This is a genomic window from Streptantibioticus ferralitis, from assembly GCF_029223525.1.
Lineage (GTDB): Bacteria > Actinomycetota > Actinomycetes > Streptomycetales > Streptomycetaceae > Streptantibioticus_A > Streptantibioticus_A ferralitis.
The window spans coordinates 106,741-122,999 of record NZ_JARHTQ010000024.1; the positions used below are offsets into that span (position 1 = coordinate 106,741).

Consider the following 16,259-nt stretch of genomic DNA (forward strand, 5'->3'; position numbering starts at 1 on the left):
GGGGCTCGACGTGCTTACGGCTGCGCACCGCATCGAGGACGCCGCACACGCGAAAGGTCCGGACCGGGGGCGCCCGGTGTTCAGACCGGCGGCCAGGGAATCGCGGGCCAGCGGCCACTCGGCTCCGGGTGGCGGCCGGTGGCGAGCAGCGTGGTCACCCGGGCCCGCAGCGCCGCCAGCTCGGCCTCGGTCAGCAGTGTGGACAGCCGCTCGCCCAGATCATCGCCGAGGGCGTCGGAGAGCAGCCGAAGCGCCTCCCGGGCGTCCTCGGTCAGCGGCTCGCCCGCCCAGCCCCACAGCAGGGTGCGCAGCTTGTCGTCGGTGTGGAACGAGACACCGTGGTCGATTCCGTACAGCCGCCCGTCCGCGGTGGGCAGCAGGTGGCCGCCCTTGCGGTCGGCGTTGTTGATCACGGCGTCCAGGACGGCCAGCCGACGCAACCGCTCGTCGTCGGCGTGCACCAGGAGCGCAGTGCGTCCCTCGTCCACCTCCGCGAAGGCCACCGCCTTCCAGCCGTCGCCGGGCTCGTCGTCCTCGACGAGCGCGAGCAGCTCAGCGCTGGGATCGGCTTCGATCCACAGCTGGCACATGCCCTCGCCGTATGGCCCGTCGCGCAGCACGGTGGGCGGCACCAGGTCCCAGCCGGTGGCCTCGGAGACCAGGTATGCGGCCACCTCACGGGCGGCCAGCGAGCCGTCCGGAAAGTCCCACAGCGGCCGCTCGCCGGCTATCGGCTTGTAGACGCACATGGCCTTGCCGCCGTCGTACTCCACGGCGCAGTACAGCACCGCGTTCGAGGCCTCCCGCAGCTGCCCGCGGACGGTCAGCGCGCCCTTGGCCAGCAGCTCGACGCCGTCGGCGTGGTGTGTGCCGTCGGACGTCACCCCGCCCGGCGGTACCCGTTCTGGCGCGGGCATACATGTCCTTCCGGGTCTAGGGGCAGGCTGCACAGCGGGCAGGGCGGTCGGCCCGCGGAGACCACCTCCAGGGCCCGTTTGGCGAACGATCGGGCCTGCGCCCCGGTCAGCCGGACCCGCAGCATCGGCGGCCCGTTCTCCTCGTCCTGGAGCAGCATCTCCTCCGCTGCCTCCAGGTCCTCGGAGGACATCTCGGAGTCGGCCTCGATCTCGACCAGCGCCTGCGCCTCGAGGATCATCCGCTCGGCGGTGGTGTCCCAGGCGAGTGCCATGGTGCCGACCCGGAACTCCTCTTCGACAGGCGCATCGAGCGGCGCGGTGTCGGTCAGCTCGGCCGGTGCCACGGCCGGTACCGCGGCGCTGCCGCCGCTGCGCCGTACCACCTCGTCCAACAACTCGTCGATGCGCTCGGCCAGCGCTTCCACCTGGGTCTTCTCCAACGCCACACTGGTGGTGCGCCCGGCCGCGGTCGCCTGCAGGAAGAAGGTGCGCTGGCCCGGCTGCCCTACCGTACCGGCCACGAACCGGTCCGGCTGCTCGTAGAAGAACACCTGACGGGGCACGTCCGCTCCGTTTGCTCGGCTGCTTGGTTACTTGCTCGCTTCACGTGCCATCACGTGATCGCGCGGAATCCGCGGCACCACCCTACTGCGGAAGGCGATCACGGTGCGCCGGTGGCTCCGCCGACCACCGCGTCGTCTCCGGCGCCCACCTCCGCGGACGGGCGGGGCAGCAGTCCGCCGAACTCCCCGGTGTCACCGAGGCGGAGCAGATACGGGCGCAACGGCGTGTACCGGATGGCGGTGATCGAGCAGGGTTCCACCGACAGCCGCTGGAACAGGTCGAGATGCATACCGAGCGCGTCCGCGGCAAGCGACTTGATGATGTCGCCATGTGAACAGACCAGGTACATCGCGTCCGGTCCGTGCTCGGCCTCGATCCGCGCGTTCCAGTCCCGTATCGCGTCGACGGCGCGGGCCTGCATGGCACGTACCGACTCGCCGGTGTCGCCGGGGAAGACGGCGGCCGACGGGTGGTGCTGGACGGTCTGCCACAGCGGCTCGCCGGCGAGCTCCACCAGCTTGCGCCCGGTCCAGTCTCCGTACCGGCACTCACCCACCCGGTCGTCGGTGTGGATCGGCAGCTCGGGCCGGGCGTCCAGCAGTGGGCGCACGGTCTCCCGGCAGCGCTGGAGCGGGCTGGAGACCACGGCGGTGATCGGCAGCTCGGCGAGGCGTCCGGCGAGTGCCGCGGCCTGCGCGCTGCCGCGCTCGTCCAGGCCCACTCCGGGGCTCCATCCGGCGAGCACTCCGTCGGCGTTTGCGGTGGACCGGCCGTGCCGGACAAGGATCACGATGGGCATGGTTCCGAGCGTACGGCCAGGGTCCGACAACCCAGAAGCTCCCGGGGCGCGCTGATCACCGGACCGATGCCTCTGCACCGTCCCGCCCGCCGCCCGCGGCGCGCGGCGGCCTTCGGCGCGGCGGACCGGCACCGGAGCGTGGACCCACACATGAACGGCGTGCTCGTGGATACCGGGATGGGGCGAACTCCGGGATGATCCGAAGGCGTTGAAGGGCTGGGCCGGGTGCTCGTGGGCCGGGGCAGCCCGGTGACCGCCGGTCCGCGCCATCGCGGCTGTTCACCGGCGCCGCGGACAGCTCTTGGTGTCGCGACGGGCAGCGCCCGAACGGGTCACCGCGTCACGGCTGCTCGTCCCCCGCGACGGCGAAGCACCCCATAGCGCGATGGAACGCCGCGGGTGGCGCATGGCGGTGTCGGCGAGCACCGCAGCCGCCCACTGACGGGTGACCGCTGGGCGTAACCCTTCGCCTCGCACGGCGTTGTGTTTGGTGACGGCCGTGGCGGGGAAGACGCCCGAGCCCCCACCACGGCCGCAGAAACGTCACCACACCGCGCGCAGCCGGATCGTCCGGCGCGCCACCATCCCGCGCCGCCTCCCACCAGACGCGCCCCGCGCCCGTCCGCAGGGCTGGGTAAGGTGCGATGGGATCGGTGGTACGCCAGGGGACGGGATCGCGAAGCGTGGACATGTTCAGCAAGGCCGCCAGACGTCATACGACGCCCGGTCGGCCAGGGCCTGCGGGTGCCGACTGGTCGCCGTACGCTCGCCTCGATGACGCCTCCCGCGCCTACTTCCTGCACGCCGACGTCGCGTTGGAGGCGATCGCGGGGGTGCTGGGCCGCCGCAGGGTACGCGGATTCACTCTGGAGCGGGTGGTCGATCTGACGGAGGCCGGCGCCTCGGTCTGGCAGGAGGCAGCGGTGTGCGACGGCCGGCGGCTGATCCTGTGGCACAGCGAGGAGTTGACGGACATGGCCGCGCCCGGCGGCACGGTTCTCGACTCGTCGATCCAGGTACTGCCGCTGGACGCCATCGGCCATGTGGGGATGCGCACCCTGGTCGGCCGTGACGAGCGGGGCCAGCGGGTGGACCGCGGGGTCTATCTGGTGCTGGCGACGGCGACGCCGCATGAACTCAGCGCGGTCCAGACGGATCCCGAATCCCCGGTGGCCTCGGCACGGGTCCGGCCGGAGGCATTCCGGTTCAGCAAGTCCCTTGAGGACGGCGGTCCTGGCCAGATAGCACGACTGATCGCGTTCGGCAGGCTGCTGGGGCGGCTGGTACCGAGCTGACGCGGCTCGGGCAGGCCAGCCGGTCTCCGGTGGGTTGCGACTGGTCCGGCGATACCGAGCCAGCCGCAACCCGATCGGGGTCCGGCGCGGAGATCACGCCAGTCCGGCGCGCTCCAAGGCGTCAACACCCGCGCGCAGCGCGGAGATCCGCTCGTCCAGGGTGAACCCGGCGGGCGAGAGCGTCAGCGTGGTCACGCCCGCCTCGGCGTACGCCCGCATCCGGTCGGCGATCCGGTCGACCGGGCCGAGCAGGCAGGTCTTGTCGATCAGGTCGTGCGGCACAGCGGCAGCGGCGCCCGCCTTGTCGCCGGACAGGTACTTGTCCTGGATCTCGGCGGCTTCCTTCGCGTAACCCATGCGCTGGGCAAGGCGGTTGTAGAAGTTCTGCTGGCGGCTGCCCATCCCGCCGACGTACAGCGCGGTATACGGGCGGAACTGGTCGGCCAGCGTCTCGATGTCGTCGCCGACCGCGATCGGCAGCGTCGGGCAGACGTCGAATCCGTCCAGGGTCTTGCCCACCCGCTCGCGGCCGGCGCGCAGCGAGGACAGCGCGGTCTCCTCCAGGTGCTCGGCGGCAGGGAAGATCAGCAGCGCGCCGTCGGCGATCTCGCCGGTCTGTTCGAGGTTCTTCGGGCCGATCGCGGCGATGTACAGCGGGATGTACTCGCGCACCGGGTGCACCGTGAGCTTGAGCGGCTTGCCGGGGCCGTCGGGGAGCGGCAGCGTCCAGTGCTCGCCCTGGTGGGAGAGCCGCTCGCGGGACATCGCCTTGCGGACGATCTCGACGTACTCACGGGTGCGCGCCAGCGGCTTGTCGAACTTGACGCCGTACCAGCCCTCGGAGACCTGCGGCCCCGAGACTCCGAGGCCGAGCCGGAACCGGCCGCCGGACAGCGAGTCCAGGGTGGCCGCGGTCATCGCGGTCATGGCCGGGGTGCGCGCCGGGATCTGGAAGATGGCCGAGCCGACGTCGATGCGCTCGGTCTGCGCCGCGACCCAGGACAGCACGGTCGCCGCGTCCGATCCGTAGGCCTCGGCGGCCCAGCAGACCGAGTAGCCGAGCTGGTCGGCCTCACGCGCCACGGCGAGGTTGTCCGCGTCCATTCCGGCGCCCCAGTACCCGAGGTTGATCCCGAGCCGCATTCCGCTCGCCATACCGCTCCCCTTACTGATCAGTAACGTCGTCGTCTCCGGGACTGTAGCGCGGAGCGCGCCGATCAGCGCCTGTCGGGTGTGCCACACCGCCCTGCCTCGCCCGTCGGCCGGGCCGCACTCCCGCGGGCACTCCCCCATGCCCCGAGCGACACCGGGAGTGAATCTCAGTAATGTCACCGGGCATGGAGCTAAGGCATCTCGGCCGCACCGGACTGCGCGTCTCCCGGCTCGGCCTCGGCACCCTGACCTGGGGACGGGACGTCGAGGAACGGGACGCCGCCGACCAACTCAAGACATTCTGGGAGGCTGGCGGCACATTGCTCGATACCGCGGATGTCTACGCCGACGGCGGCGCGGAGTATCTGCTGGGCCGACTGATGGAGAGCCTGGTGCCGCGCTCCGACCTGGTGATCGCCACGAAGGCGGGCAGCGTCCCGGACCCCGACCGGCGGTTCGACTGCTCACGCGGCCATCTGCTCTCCGCGCTCGACGCCTCCCTGCAACGACTCGGTACCGACCATGTCGACCTGTGGCAGGTGCACGCCTTCGACCCCACGACTCCGCTGGACGAGACGCTCCAGGCCCTCGACATCGCGGTCGCCTCCGGCCGCGCCCGGTACGCCGGGGTGTCCAACTTCTCCGGCTGGCAGCTGGCCAAGGCCGCCACCTGGCAGTCGGCGGGCCAGGGCCGCACTCCGCTGGCGGGTGTGCAGATGGAGTACTCGCTGCTGCAGCGCGGTGTCGAACGCGAGCTGCTGCCCGCCGCGCTGGACCTCGGCGTCGGGCTGCTCCCCTCCTCACCGCTCGGGCGCGGCGTACTGACCGGCAAGTACCGCAACGGCACTCCACCGGACTCCCGCGGCGGCTCGGAGCACCTGGCGCCGTTCGTCGCGCCCTATCTCGACGAGCCCGCGCGCCGGATCGTGGACGCCGTCGCGACGGCCGCGGACGGCCTGGCGGTCTCCCCGCTGCAGGCCGCCCTCGCCTGGGTGCGGGACCGGCCGGGCGTGGCCGCGCCGATCCTCGGAGCCCGTACCGCACACCAGCTCAGCCAGGCGTTGTCAGTGGAGGCCCTTACGCTTCCGGATGAGATCAACCAGGCGTTGGACGATGTCTCGGCGCCGGTGCATCGCTATCCCGACCACGACTGGAGCACGCTGTGAGCGACGCACACGCAGCCGATCAGCGCTGCCCCCGGCGCCGCGCCGGCGGAGCAGCGAACGGAGCAGCACAGTGAGCACGGACCGTACCCCGGCCGAGGACGCGAATCCGGCGCCCCGCCCAGCCGGGCAGCCCTCCGAGGAGTTGGCCCGCCTCGCCGAGGCGGTACGGGCGATAGAGCGCGGCGACGCAACGAGCCCGCAGACCGACCGTCCGGCGCCCGCCGAGCGGCCCGAGCCACCCGCGGTCGCCCAGCGGCCCGCGCCTGCCGCCGCCCGGCCGGTCGCGCTGTCCGGCGAGCCCCTCGAAGCGGCTCGACAGGTCCTCAGCCGTGGCGGTGCGCCGGAGACGCTCGCCGAACCGGCCGTGGAACGGCTCGGCGAGCGCGCCGGGGAACTGCTGGCCGAGGACCCGTGGCTCGTCCTGTCCCTCCCCGGAGTGCGGGTCGACCAGGCCGACGGATTCGCCCGGACCCTGCTCGGCGCGGCCTGCTGTCCCGATGACGAGCGCCGGGGGCGCGCGGTCGTCGGATGGCTGCTGGAGCGGGCGGCGGAAGCCGGGCACACGGCGCTGGAGTGGTCCGTACTGACCGCGGCACTGCAGAAGCAGTCGGTCGCCGATGCCGAAGGAACGCTGCGCAAGGCGGTCGAAGACGGCCAGGTGATGGTCTTCCACGATCAGCAGGAGGGCGCCGCACCCGATGACGAGGCGCCGGTCACCCTGCTGTTGGGCCTCGACCGCTACGCGCTCGCCGAGGAGAGCCTCGCGGACGGTCTGGTACGGCTGCTGAACACCTTCGAGGCGGCCGCGACACCGTGGGAGCCGTCCGAGGACGACGCGCCCTCCCCCTCCGCGGCGCAGCTGATCCTCGCCGCTGCCGGGAGCGGCCTGACGGCGCACACCGGCGGCGAGGCCGCCCGGGCCGAACCCGCCGCCCTGGTGGCGGCGGCACGTACGGCGGGCCTACGCGCCTACGCGGCGGCGCACACCGAGAACGGCAGGCGGCGGCTGGCCGAGCTGCTCGGCACGGAGGGCGAGCAGGCGGCGGTCACCGTCGACGGTCTGCTGTCGGGCGGCGAGGGTCCGGGGCGTGGCGCGGACGGCACCCTGGAGCTGGATCTGCTCGCCGTCCTGGACGCGCCGCAGTTGGACGTGGAGCGGGCGGCCACGCTGGTCGAATCGGTGCCGGACGGCGCCCGGTTGGTGCTCAGCGGGGATCCGGGGGTGCTGTGGTCAGCGGGACCCGGACGGGCGTTCGCCGACCTGCTCGCGGCGAAGGTGTGCCCGCAGGTCGCGTCCAGAACACCCGATCCCGGACCGATCGGGGAGTTGGCCTCCGGTATCGGGGTCGGCGAGTTGGAGCCGGTCGAGGCGCCGGGCAAGGAGGTGGTCATCGTTCCGGTGCGGGACGCCGGCGAGGCGGTGCACCGCACCGTGCAGCTCGTCGCCGACTCGGTGCCCCGGGTGATCGGCGTACCAGCCGGGCAGACGCAGGTGATCACCCCGGGCCACGGCGGAGCGGCGGGCACCCGCGCGCTGAACGCGGCGCTCAAGGAGCGCCTCAACCCCGGCCCCGGCCGCTACGCGGGCTTCGACCCCGGCGACCGGGTGGTCTACGTACCGGCTCCCGGCCGCGCGCTGCCGGGCGTCGTGGTCTCGGCCGACACCGCCGGGCTGCGCCTGGACTGCGACGGTGTGCCCGTGGTCGTACCGCGGGAGCAGGTGGCCACGGCGGTACGGCACGGCTGGGCGGTGACGGCGCACCAGGCGGTAGGGGCGCGCTGGCCCGCGGTGGTCGCGGTACTGCCGGGAGACGCGGCGGCAACACTGACCCGGCAGTGGGTGTACTCGGCGTTCAGCCGGGCGGAACACCATCTGTCGGTCGTGCAGGGCATCGACCAGGCGCTGCCCCGGGTGGTCGCCGAGGTCCCGGCGAAGGACCGTACGACCCGGTTGCGTACGGTCCTTCGCGAGCAGGCGGCCGAGGGGTGATCGCATGACCCGGTGCGCCCGTGCGGCACCCGGCTCGGCGGTGGCCGTCAGCGCTCCTGGTCGAGTGACTCCAACTCGTCGTCGAAGACGGCGCTGACGTCGAATCGGCAGACGACCAACTCCGGATCGGCCTGATCGAAGGGGGTCGCCAGCCACTCTCCCGGTTCGGCGGGTTCCACCGCGGTCACCCAGAGGGTGGAGTCCCCCTCCTCCAGCCCGAACTCCTTGTGGCGGGAGGCGATTTCATCCGGTTCGTACTCCCCGAACAGCACGCCGATCCCGGCGTTGACACCGCTGCCGACCTTGGTGACGGCGTCCGCCACCCGTTCCGCCTGGGCGATCAGACGCTGCGGATCGGCGACCGTGTAGTCGCGCCGGATCAGCACGCTGATCGCGCTCGGTTCGTCGGGGCCCGCGTAGGCGGGCAGGGTGTCCCCGTCCGGGACTTCGAAGGGAGTCACCTCGTCGTAGGTGTCATAGAGCAGCTCGTCGTAGGCCTCGGCCGCCGCGGCCAGGGAGTCGAACGCGGCGAAGACCGCGGGATCATCCTCGCCCGAGCGGTTCTCGATCGCGGCCAGATGGCGGTCGATCGCTGCTTTGACCGCCTCGGCGGCGGCGCGTACCTCGGCGACGGTGGGCTGCGCGGCATCAGACATGGTGCAGACGCTATCCGTACAGGGCGGTTGCCCGCACAATAGATTCGATGCCGGAATACGAATTTCAAGACGTGTATGTGCCCAGAGGCGTATCTCGCAACGCCACGCGGCGCATGTTGACCGACCACGCGGAGTACGGGCACTGGGAGTTGGACCGGTTGCGCCTCTACCCGGACGGCAGCCGCAAGGTGCGGTTGCGCCGCCGGATCATCCGGCAGGTCCGCGCCACCTGGTGAGCGTGAGATCGCCGGACCCGCCTGGTCGGCCGAGCCGCTCAGCGTGCCCGTAGCCGGATGGGGCGACCGCACCACGGTGCGGTCGCCCTGTCCGGCTCACTACGGTGTTTGATCCAACTGCGTGGTCAAGCTCAGCGCCGGGCTGCCCGGCCCCGGCGGTACAGCACATACCCTCCGACCAGCAGCCCGGCGCTGGCGGCGCCGATCGAGCCGAGCTGGTCCGCACCGGTGTGCGCGAGGGTGGGGGCAGCCGTCGTGGAGACCGGGTGCGCGGGCGACATCACCTGGTGCCCGGGCTGGGCCGGACGATGGCTGCCATGGTGCGAGGGACCGTGCGGACGATGGCTGCCATGGTGCGAGGGACCGTGCGGACGGTGGCCCTGGCTCGGCGGGGTGACGGCCTGGGGCGGCGGGGCGGCGGCCGGGGGCGGCGGCGTGTACGACTGGCCGGTGTCCGGCCCCCCGGAGTTCTCGCAGCTGTTGCCGAACGTGGGGTTCAGCACACCGACCGCGTCGACGCTGTTCCCACAGGCGTTCACCGGGACGCTGACCGGCGCCTGCACGACGTTGCCGCTGCCGACGCCGGGAGAGCCTTCGGCCACCCCGTGCGCGTGGGAGCCGCTGCTGTGCTGGTGGCTCTGCTGGTACCCACCGTGGTCATGGCCGCCGAGGCCGTGCCCATAGTCGCCCTGGCCCTGCCCGGTGTGCCCGTAGGCACCGCCTTCGTGGTGCTGCGAGCCGTTCGCGCAGTGGTTGCCGAACGCGGGGTTGAGCGCCCCGACCACGTTGACGGTGTTGCCACAGGCGTTGACCGGCACACTGACCGGTGCCTGGACAGCGTTGCCGGACAGCACCCCCGGCGACCCCGTAGCGGTACCGCTCGCGCCCGCGTCCGCAAAGGCGTAGCCGCCGCCGGTGACGGCGAGGACACCGCCGGTTGCTACGACGGTAATCAGGCCCTTCTTCGCGACCTGTCTCATGGATTCCCTGCCTTCTGGTGTACCTGAATACCCGCGGGCGCTGGCCCGCGATGAGGGAATGGCCGGATGGAGACCGATTGGGATTTTCCGACGATTCCCAGAAGATCGCCGACGGCCCTGGAGCGCAGAGGGTGTGCCCCAGGGCCGAGCGGGACCAGAACCGCTACCGGGCCCGACTCAACGTCACTTGTTGATGCAGGTGTTGCCGAAGGCGGGGTTGAGCAGCCCCACGATGTTGACCGTGTTACCGCAAAGGGTCACCGGCACGCTGACCGGGACCTGGATGACGTTACCCGAGACGACACCGGGAGATTCGATCGCGGCACCCTGCGCACCGGAGTCCGCAATGGCCATGCCCGCACCCGCGAGCACCAGGCCACCGGCGGCAGCCGCAGTGGCGACAACCTTCTTCAGCATTATTCCTCCTCGTTGGCAGTGCGGTCCCAGCCGCGGACCGCACTGATCTAACGAGGTTCGACAGGCAGGGCAACGAGCCCCCGAATCCATTCACCCTTTCCGGCTATCTTTCCGGCTTGGTCCGTACAGGCAGCCGAATCATGGCCGAAACGATGCGGTCAGCACTGGTCCAGGAACCGGTCCAACACCCGCACACCGAACTTCAGTCCGTCCACCGGCACCCGCTCGTCCACACCGTGGAACATTCCGGCGAAGTCAAGCTCCGGCGGCAGCCGCAGCGGCGCGAAACCGAAGCAGCGGATACCGAGATCGTCGAACGACTTCGCGTCCGTACCGCCGGAAAGGCAGTACGGAACGGCACGTGCGATCGGATCCTCGGCGCGCAGCGCGGACTGCATCGCGTCCACCAGCGCACCGTCGAAACTCGTCTCCAACGCCTTATCGGCGTGTACGTCCTCCCGCTTGACCCTTGGCCCCAGGATCCGGTCGAGGTCGGCGAGGAACTCCTCTTCCAGACCAGGCAGGAAGCGCCCGTCGACGTGCGCCGTGGCCTGTCCCGGGATGACGTTGACCTTGTATCCGGCACCGAGCATGGTCGGCGCGGCGGTGTTGCGCAGCGTGGCGCCGATGAGCTTGGCGATCCCGCCGAGCTCGGCGAGCGTGGCGTCCATGTCCTCGGGGTCGAGCGGGGTGCCGAGCGCGTCGGACAGCTCGTCGAGGAAGGACCGTACGGTTTTGGTCACCCGGATCGGGAACTTGTGCCGCCCCAACCGGCCGACGGCCTCGCACAGTTCGGTCACGGCGTTGTCGTCGTTGGTCATCGAGCCGTGGCCCGCGGTGCCTTCGACGGTGAGCCGCATCCAGTGCATGCCCTTCTGGGCCGTCTCGACCAGGTACAGCCGAAGGTTCTCGTTGACGGTGAACGAGAATCCGCCGACCTCGCCGATCGCCTCGGTCACGCCCTCGAACAGCTCGGGGTGCTCGCGCACCAGGTGCTTCGCCCCGTAGACGCCGCCCGCCTCCTCGTCGGCGAGGAAGGCGAGCACGACATCGCGGGGCGGCTTGCGCCCACTGCGCAGCCTGTCCCGTACGACGGCGAGCGTCATCGCGTCCATGTCCTTCATGTCGACCGCGCCGCGTCCCCAGACACAGCCGTCGGCGATCTCACCCCCGAACGGATGGTGCGTCCAGTCCTCGGCGTTGGCCGGTACGACATCGGTGTGCCCGTGGATCAGCAACGCGGGCCGGGACGGGTCCTCCCCCTCGATCCGGGCCACCGTGGACGCCCGCCCCTTGTGCGACTCGAAGATCTGCGGTTCGAGACCGACCTCGGCGAGCTTCTCCGCGACGTACTCGGCCGCGGCGCGCTCACCAGGACCGGAGTGGTCTCCGTAGTTACTGGTGTCGATCCGGATCAGATCACGGCACAGATCGACGACCTCGTCCTCGCCAGTGATCGTCCGTGCCGGGTTCGACTCGCTCACGCTGCCTCCTTGATCGCTTCTGCGCCCGCGTGGGGTCCCGCCATCCTCTCTCGCCGCACCGCCACACCCCAAGGTCCCCGGCCACCGTCACATGCCCGTCGCACAAGGGATCCCCGCCAGGGACCGCCCAGTGACCGGCGACCGGAGGAGATCGAGAGTGGCCAGATGTTTGCTATGGTTTACCCCGTCGCCACGGCAGTGGACAGTAGCCGGACGCGACAACCCGGTCCGGGTGGCGGAATGGCAGACGCGCTAGCTTGAGGTGCTAGTGCCCTTTATCGGGCGTGGGGGTTCAAGTCCCCCCTCGGACACAGACTGAAACCCCAACTTGTGCGGGTCGAGCTGAGCCTCGGCCCGCAAAGCTGTTTTCCGGGCTCGTAGACGAGTTTGAGCCCGAGATTCTGGTAGACCTCGGCCTTGTCCTGCACGTCCGCCTCGGCGAGGACGTGGCGGATGTTGCCCAGAGGCTTCAGCAGGGCACGGATCTCGTCTTTGGTGAGCCGTCGCTGCCCGCGGGTCTTGTGGCTCTGTGCGAGGGCTTGGGCGCGGCGGGCTTGGACTTCGGCGGTCCACTGGGCCACCAGTTTCGGATCGGTCCCAATGGGGAGGCAACGGCCCCTCGTTGACTGAACTTCCGTCGGGGTCTATGCAGGTCAGGGGTGGTTTCGATTGTTCTGGATTGACGAAGGCGGCGTACGCCGCCGCGGGGATCACACTGCCTCGGGTCGCCCAGGATCAATATGATGCCGGTCCTCGCGTTCCGGCTGGGGCACCGCTTCTTCCCGGGGACCTCGTCTTCTATGGAATGTCGTCGAACGTGCACCACGTGGGCCTGTACATCGGTGGCGGTTACATGATCGACGCGCCGAGACCTGGCGAGGTGGTGCGCGTGGAGCCCTACCGGTTCAGCAATGACCAGTACCTGGGTGCTACCCGTCCATCGGCGGGCCGGTGAGGGATCGATGTTGACGATCTGGCCGCTGGCCGATGATGACATTCTGCAGTGCCCGGCGTTAGCGGTCCATGACTGTCAGTGAACAGCGTCCACGGGATCTGTCGACCCTTTCTGTCCCGCTCGTCGGCGCGCTGCTGGAGACGGAGGACCCCTTCATGCCGTATCGACTCGTAGACGCGTGTGGGGCGGACGTTGAGCCTGCGGCCGAGTATCTGCGCGATCTGCGGGCGACAGGCTGCGCGGTGTCGACACAGCGCTCCTATGGAATGGATCTCCTTCGCTGGTTCCGGTTCTTGTGGGCTGTTGACGTGCCCTGGAACCGGGCAGACCGCCGGGATGCCGCCGACTTCTCTTGCTGGATACTGCACATCGACAAACCGCGTCGGAGCAAGAGCCGCACTTCATCGGCGTTGCAGGCGGCGAATGCGGTGACCGGCAAGCCTGTGGTGGGGCCGAAGTACGCCGCGCGCACGATCGCGCACAGCGAGACGGTGCTGCGCAGCTTCTACGACTTCCACCAGGAGGCGGGCACCGGGCCGATCCTGAATCCCTTTCCGTTGGCCCGTCAGCGACGCGCAGGCCGAGTCCACGCGCATCACAATCCGATGGAGCAGTTCCGCAACGAGCAAGTGGGCCTGTTTCGTCCGAAGATTCCTCAGCGGGTCCCTCGCTGCATTCCAGACGACCAGTTCGACCGGTTGTTCGCGGCGTTGGGGTCGCACCGTAACCGCGCCTTGGTGGCTTTCTACGTCTCCACCGGGGCGCGGGCGTCGGAGTTGCTCGGCGCCAGGCGGCGTGACGCCGATCCGGGTCGGGGCCTGATCACGGTGGTGCGCAAGGGGACGCGTGAAGTACAGCAACTTCCTGCTTCTCCCGATGCGTTCGTTTGGCTGCGCTTGTATCAGCAGCAGCTCGATACCGTGGTCGGGCCGCGATGGGACCAGCCGCTGTGGTGGACCACGCGCCGGACGCCTCGGCCGTTGACCTACCACGCGGCTCGCGCCGTCCTGGTGCGGGCGCAAGCCGAGCTGGGCAGCAACTGGACCCTTCATGACCTTCGGCATACGGCTGCCTACCGGATGGCACGAGATCCTCAGATGCCGCTTACGGACGTGCAATGGGTCATGGGTCATGTCCGTTTGTCCACGACCCAGCTTTACCTGACGCCGCCTGTTGATGCCGTGGTCGCCGGTGTCCTTGCCCATCATGCACGGCGGCAAGCGCGACCTGCGCCGACAGCGGTGGCTCCGCAGTATCAGGCGGAGAGCCTGGCCGACCTGTTCGGACAGGCAACGCTGTGAATACCGTGGTCGATCCGCTCGCATCCCTCGCCGCAGCCGTGCCGAGCAGGACTCGGCGACCGCGTGGCGGCAGCGGTGCTGCGGCTCGGCTGCGTGACCAGTTCCCGCCGAGGACGGTCCCAGCTACGTGGGCGGCGTCTGAGCGCGATGCCGACTACCTCGTGCAGCGTTTGGTCCCGGCGCCGTTCGGTACGGGCAACCCGAACGTGCGGCGGCAACGTGAGCGCGGGATCTGCGGCCTGCTGCGCTGGCTGAACGCCCAGCCTGGGACCAGTTGGCAGCAGCGCTGGATGGCATCCGGAGCTGAAAATCAGCCCGGCGCGCACTGGCGCTCGGGCGCCGCCGCGTGGCTGACCGCGCAAGGTCAACCGACCAGCCAAGCGCATCTGGCCACCGGGCTGCTCGCGTTGATCTGCGGCGATGTCGTACGGCCCAGCCTGGCATGGATGCTCACCCGCATCTCACCGAGGTTCCTGGCCGCCATGGAGCGCTCCCGTGACCCTGAAGGAATTGCCGCGCTACGCGTGCTCGCCAAATCCAACCCGACCGCCTCACCCCTGATCGCGCGGCTTGCCCTGACCCGGGTCTGCATGATCATGGCGGCCAAGGGCGGGCTGGTGCGGGAGATCACTGTCGGCGATTGCGTCGAACTGCTGGATATCCAAAGCGAGGTCCACGCCAAAGGCGGGACCTGCAAGACGTACTTTTACCAACTGCTCCGCGATAGCGGCATCTTCCCGCCGGAGGCGCCGGCCACTGTCCGCGCCTTCCGCAGCGCCTCCGGACAGCACAGCATCGAAGACCTCGTCGACCGCTTCGGCGTGACCCACCCCGGCATGCGTGATCTGTTCGTGGAATACCTGCGGGAACGCCGACCAGCCCTGGACTACACCACCATGGTCGACCTCGCCCACAAGCTCATCGGTCTGTTCTGGTGCGATCTGGAAGCCCACCATCCCGGCATCGCCACGCTCCACCTCGCACCCGAGGTCGCCCACGCCTGGAAGCAACGCGTAGCCGTCAAGACCACCTCCACCGCCGCAACCGATGCCAGAGCCACCACAGACCAGGTCGCACGGTTGAACGCCAAAGGCTGCCTGCTCACCGTGCGTTCCTTCTACCGCGACATCGCCCACCGCGCGTTGGAGGATCCCGCCCGATGGGGACCGTGGGTGGCTCCCTGCCCGATCAGCGACGCGGACGTCGACCGTCGAAAAGACCGCCGCGCCCGCAAATCCCGTATGGATCAGCGCACACGAGAACGCCTCCCCCTCCTGCCCGCCCTCGCCCGCAGCATCGACCAGCAGCGCAAAGACGCCGCGCAGCGGCTTGAAGCGGCCCGCACCACCGCCCGCGGTGAGCGCTTCACCGTCGGCGACCACACGCTCATCCGCCCCATCATGCCCACCGCGGGCGGAACCAAAATCTGGGCCGACGACCCGCACACCGGCGCCCGGCGAGACCTCACTCACGAAGAGCACCTCGCCTTCTGGGCCTGGGCCACCGTCGAGGTGCTACGGCACACCGGCATCCGCATCGAAGAACTCCTCGAACTCACCCACCACAGCTTTGTCCAATACCGACTGCCCTCGACGGGCGAGATCGTCCCCCTGCTGCAGATCGCCCCCTCGAAGACCGACGCCGAGCGCCTCTTGCTGATCAGCCCGGAACTCGCCGACGTCCTCAGCACGATCATCCGGCGCATCCGCAAGCCCACCGGCGCCGTTCCGCTGGTCCCCTCCTACGATCCTCACGAATGTCTCTGGCGGCCACCAGCCCCGTTGCTCTTCCAAAGACGCTTCGGTGCCGAAGACCGCGCGCTGTCTCGCCGAACCGTCGAAACCGCGCTCGCCCACGCCCTCGCCACCGCCGACGTGACCAGCCCAGACGGCGAACCCCTGCACTTCACCCCTCACGACTTCCGCAGAATCTTCGTCACCGACGCCGTCATGCAAGGACTCCCTCCGCACATCGCCCAGATCATCTGCGGACACCGCGACATCAACACAACCATGGGCTACAAAGCGATCTACCCCGAAGAAGCCATCACCGCTCACCAGGCATTCATCGCCCGACGCCGATCCATGCGCCCCAGCCACGAATACCGCACCCCCACCCAGAACGAATGGAACGAATTCCTCGCCCACTTCGAGAAACGCAAAGTCTCCATCGGCCTCTGCGGACGCGCGTTCGGCACCCCGTGCATCCATGAACACGCCTGCTTCTCTGAACTAATCGATGACGGGCGCGAGCTCGGAGTCCGAGCGCATAGCAATAGGGAACTGGTCGCCGCTCCGGGGCGTTGGGTAGGCATGGTCATGACGGCAAGCTTGTTATTCATGGCGGT

15 protein-coding genes and 1 tRNA gene are annotated in these 16,259 nt (G+C 69.9%); 8 read left to right on the forward strand and 8 right to left on the reverse strand.

Annotation, left to right across the window (positions count from 1 at the left end; genetic code table 11):
- Window positions 1-80: 80 nt before the first annotated feature.
- The 3 genes from P2L57_RS29185 to P2L57_RS29195 form a co-directional block, all read right to left on the reverse strand.
- Window positions 81-917 carry an SCO1664 family protein gene (locus tag P2L57_RS29185; protein WP_275819436.1) on the reverse strand — a complete coding sequence of 279 codons (837 nt, stop codon included), beginning with the start codon at window positions 915-917 and terminating at the stop codon, window positions 81-83.
- Window positions 881-1,480 carry a DUF3090 domain-containing protein gene (locus tag P2L57_RS29190; RefSeq protein ID WP_275819438.1) on the reverse strand — a complete coding sequence of 200 codons (600 nt, stop codon included), beginning with the start codon at window positions 1,478-1,480 and terminating at the stop codon, window positions 881-883. Before P2L57_RS29190 ends, P2L57_RS29185 begins: the two co-directional genes overlap by 37 nt.
- A 98-nt stretch (window positions 1,481-1,578) precedes the next feature.
- Window positions 1,579-2,280, reverse strand: a complete 702-nt coding sequence (locus P2L57_RS29195; protein ID WP_275819440.1) for a histidine phosphatase family protein — start codon at window positions 2,278-2,280, stop codon at window positions 1,579-1,581.
- A gap of 689 nt (window positions 2,281-2,969) precedes the next feature.
- Here P2L57_RS29195 and P2L57_RS29200 point away from each other — a divergent pair.
- Window positions 2,970-3,575, forward strand: a complete 606-nt coding sequence (locus tag P2L57_RS29200; RefSeq protein WP_275819481.1) for a hypothetical protein — start codon at window positions 2,970-2,972, stop codon at window positions 3,573-3,575.
- A 93-nt stretch (window positions 3,576-3,668) separates the two neighbouring features.
- Here the strand turns inward: P2L57_RS29200 and P2L57_RS29205 are convergent, their stop codons facing one another.
- Window positions 3,669-4,718 carry an LLM class F420-dependent oxidoreductase gene (locus P2L57_RS29205; protein ID WP_275819483.1) on the reverse strand — a complete coding sequence of 350 codons (1,050 nt, stop codon included), beginning with the start codon at window positions 4,716-4,718 and terminating at the stop codon, window positions 3,669-3,671.
- A 194-nt stretch (window positions 4,719-4,912) separates the two neighbouring features.
- On the opposite strand from P2L57_RS29205, the gene P2L57_RS29210 reads away from it, so the two are divergent.
- Together P2L57_RS29210 and P2L57_RS29215 are read left to right on the forward strand one after the other, a co-directional pair.
- Window positions 4,913-5,893: an aldo/keto reductase gene (locus P2L57_RS29210; protein WP_275819442.1), complete on the forward strand. Its 981-nt coding sequence runs from the start codon at window positions 4,913-4,915 to the stop codon at window positions 5,891-5,893.
- Window positions 5,841-7,883: a helix-hairpin-helix domain-containing protein gene (locus P2L57_RS29215; RefSeq protein ID WP_372515973.1), complete on the forward strand. Its 2,043-nt coding sequence runs from the start codon at window positions 5,841-5,843 to the stop codon at window positions 7,881-7,883. The genes P2L57_RS29210 and P2L57_RS29215 overlap by 53 nt, the downstream gene beginning before the upstream one ends.
- A 47-nt stretch (window positions 7,884-7,930) precedes the next feature.
- Here P2L57_RS29215 and P2L57_RS29220 read toward each other — a convergent pair whose 3' ends face one another.
- On the reverse strand, window positions 7,931-8,539 hold the full coding sequence (locus P2L57_RS29220; protein WP_275819446.1) for a hypothetical protein: 609 nt from the start codon (window positions 8,537-8,539) through the stop codon (window positions 7,931-7,933).
- Between the two features lie 47 nt (window positions 8,540-8,586).
- Between P2L57_RS29220 and P2L57_RS29225 the strand changes: the two genes are divergently transcribed.
- Entirely contained in the window at window positions 8,587-8,775 is a 189-nt protein-coding gene (locus P2L57_RS29225) for a DUF5703 family protein (RefSeq protein WP_255923175.1), read from the forward strand.
- A 131-nt stretch (window positions 8,776-8,906) separates the two neighbouring features.
- Here P2L57_RS29225 and P2L57_RS29230 read toward each other — a convergent pair whose 3' ends face one another.
- From P2L57_RS29230 to P2L57_RS29240, 3 genes are all read right to left on the reverse strand, one after another.
- Complete coding sequence (locus P2L57_RS29230) at window positions 8,907-9,755, reverse strand: chaplin (protein ID WP_275819451.1); 849 nt, start codon at window positions 9,753-9,755, stop codon at window positions 8,907-8,909.
- A 183-nt stretch (window positions 9,756-9,938) separates the two neighbouring features.
- On the reverse strand, window positions 9,939-10,172 hold the full coding sequence (locus P2L57_RS29235; RefSeq protein WP_275819454.1) for a chaplin: 234 nt from the start codon (window positions 10,170-10,172) through the stop codon (window positions 9,939-9,941).
- 158 nt (window positions 10,173-10,330) lie between these two features.
- Window positions 10,331-11,656 (reverse strand): M20/M25/M40 family metallo-hydrolase, encoded by a 1,326-nt coding sequence (locus P2L57_RS29240; RefSeq protein WP_275819456.1) that lies wholly within the window; start codon window positions 11,654-11,656, stop codon window positions 10,331-10,333.
- 226 nt (window positions 11,657-11,882) lie between these two features.
- Between P2L57_RS29240 and P2L57_RS29245 the strand changes: the two genes are divergently transcribed.
- The 4 genes from P2L57_RS29245 to P2L57_RS29260 all read left to right on the forward strand — a co-directional run.
- Window positions 11,883-11,967 (forward strand) — tRNA-Leu (locus P2L57_RS29245).
- Window positions 11,968-12,185: 218 nt separating this feature from the next.
- Complete coding sequence (locus tag P2L57_RS29250) at window positions 12,186-12,611, forward strand: C40 family peptidase (RefSeq protein ID WP_275819458.1); 426 nt, start codon at window positions 12,186-12,188, stop codon at window positions 12,609-12,611.
- A gap of 68 nt (window positions 12,612-12,679) precedes the next feature.
- On the forward strand, window positions 12,680-13,912 hold the full coding sequence (locus P2L57_RS29255) for a tyrosine-type recombinase/integrase (RefSeq protein ID WP_275819460.1): 1,233 nt from the start codon (window positions 12,680-12,682) through the stop codon (window positions 13,910-13,912).
- A gap of 161 nt (window positions 13,913-14,073) precedes the next feature.
- Window positions 14,074-16,259, forward strand: a 2,186-nt coding sequence (locus P2L57_RS29260; protein ID WP_275819462.1) for a tyrosine-type recombinase/integrase, incomplete at its 3' end; no start/stop codon positions are given.

Bases quoted from the DNA above. Each gene is read 5' to 3' on its own strand.
- P2L57_RS29185 (WP_275819436.1), bottom strand. From the start codon at position 917: ATGCCCGCGCCAGAACGGGTACCGCCGGGCGGGGTGACGTCCGACGGC.
- P2L57_RS29220 (WP_275819446.1), bottom strand. From the start codon at position 8,539: ATGTCTGATGCCGCGCAGCCCACCGTCGCCGAGGTACGCGCCGCCGCC.
- P2L57_RS29195 (WP_275819440.1), bottom strand. From the start codon at position 2,280: ATGCCCATCGTGATCCTTGTCCGGCACGGCCGGTCCACCGCAAACGCC.
- P2L57_RS29215 (WP_372515973.1), top strand. From the start codon at position 5,841: ATGTCTCGGCGCCGGTGCATCGCTATCCCGACCACGACTGGAGCACGC.
- P2L57_RS29205 (WP_275819483.1), bottom strand. From the start codon at position 4,718: ATGCGGCTCGGGATCAACCTCGGGTACTGGGGCGCCGGAATGGACGCG.
- P2L57_RS29225 (WP_255923175.1), top strand. From the start codon at position 8,587: ATGCCGGAATACGAATTTCAAGACGTGTATGTGCCCAGAGGCGTATCT.
- P2L57_RS29200 (WP_275819481.1), top strand. From the start codon at position 2,970: ATGTTCAGCAAGGCCGCCAGACGTCATACGACGCCCGGTCGGCCAGGG.
- P2L57_RS29230 (WP_275819451.1), bottom strand. From the start codon at position 9,755: ATGAGACAGGTCGCGAAGAAGGGCCTGATTACCGTCGTAGCAACCGGC.
- P2L57_RS29255 (WP_275819460.1), top strand. From the start codon at position 12,680: ATGACTGTCAGTGAACAGCGTCCACGGGATCTGTCGACCCTTTCTGTC.
- P2L57_RS29235 (WP_275819454.1), bottom strand. From the start codon at position 10,172: ATGCTGAAGAAGGTTGTCGCCACTGCGGCTGCCGCCGGTGGCCTGGTG.
- P2L57_RS29210 (WP_275819442.1), top strand. From the start codon at position 4,913: ATGGAGCTAAGGCATCTCGGCCGCACCGGACTGCGCGTCTCCCGGCTC.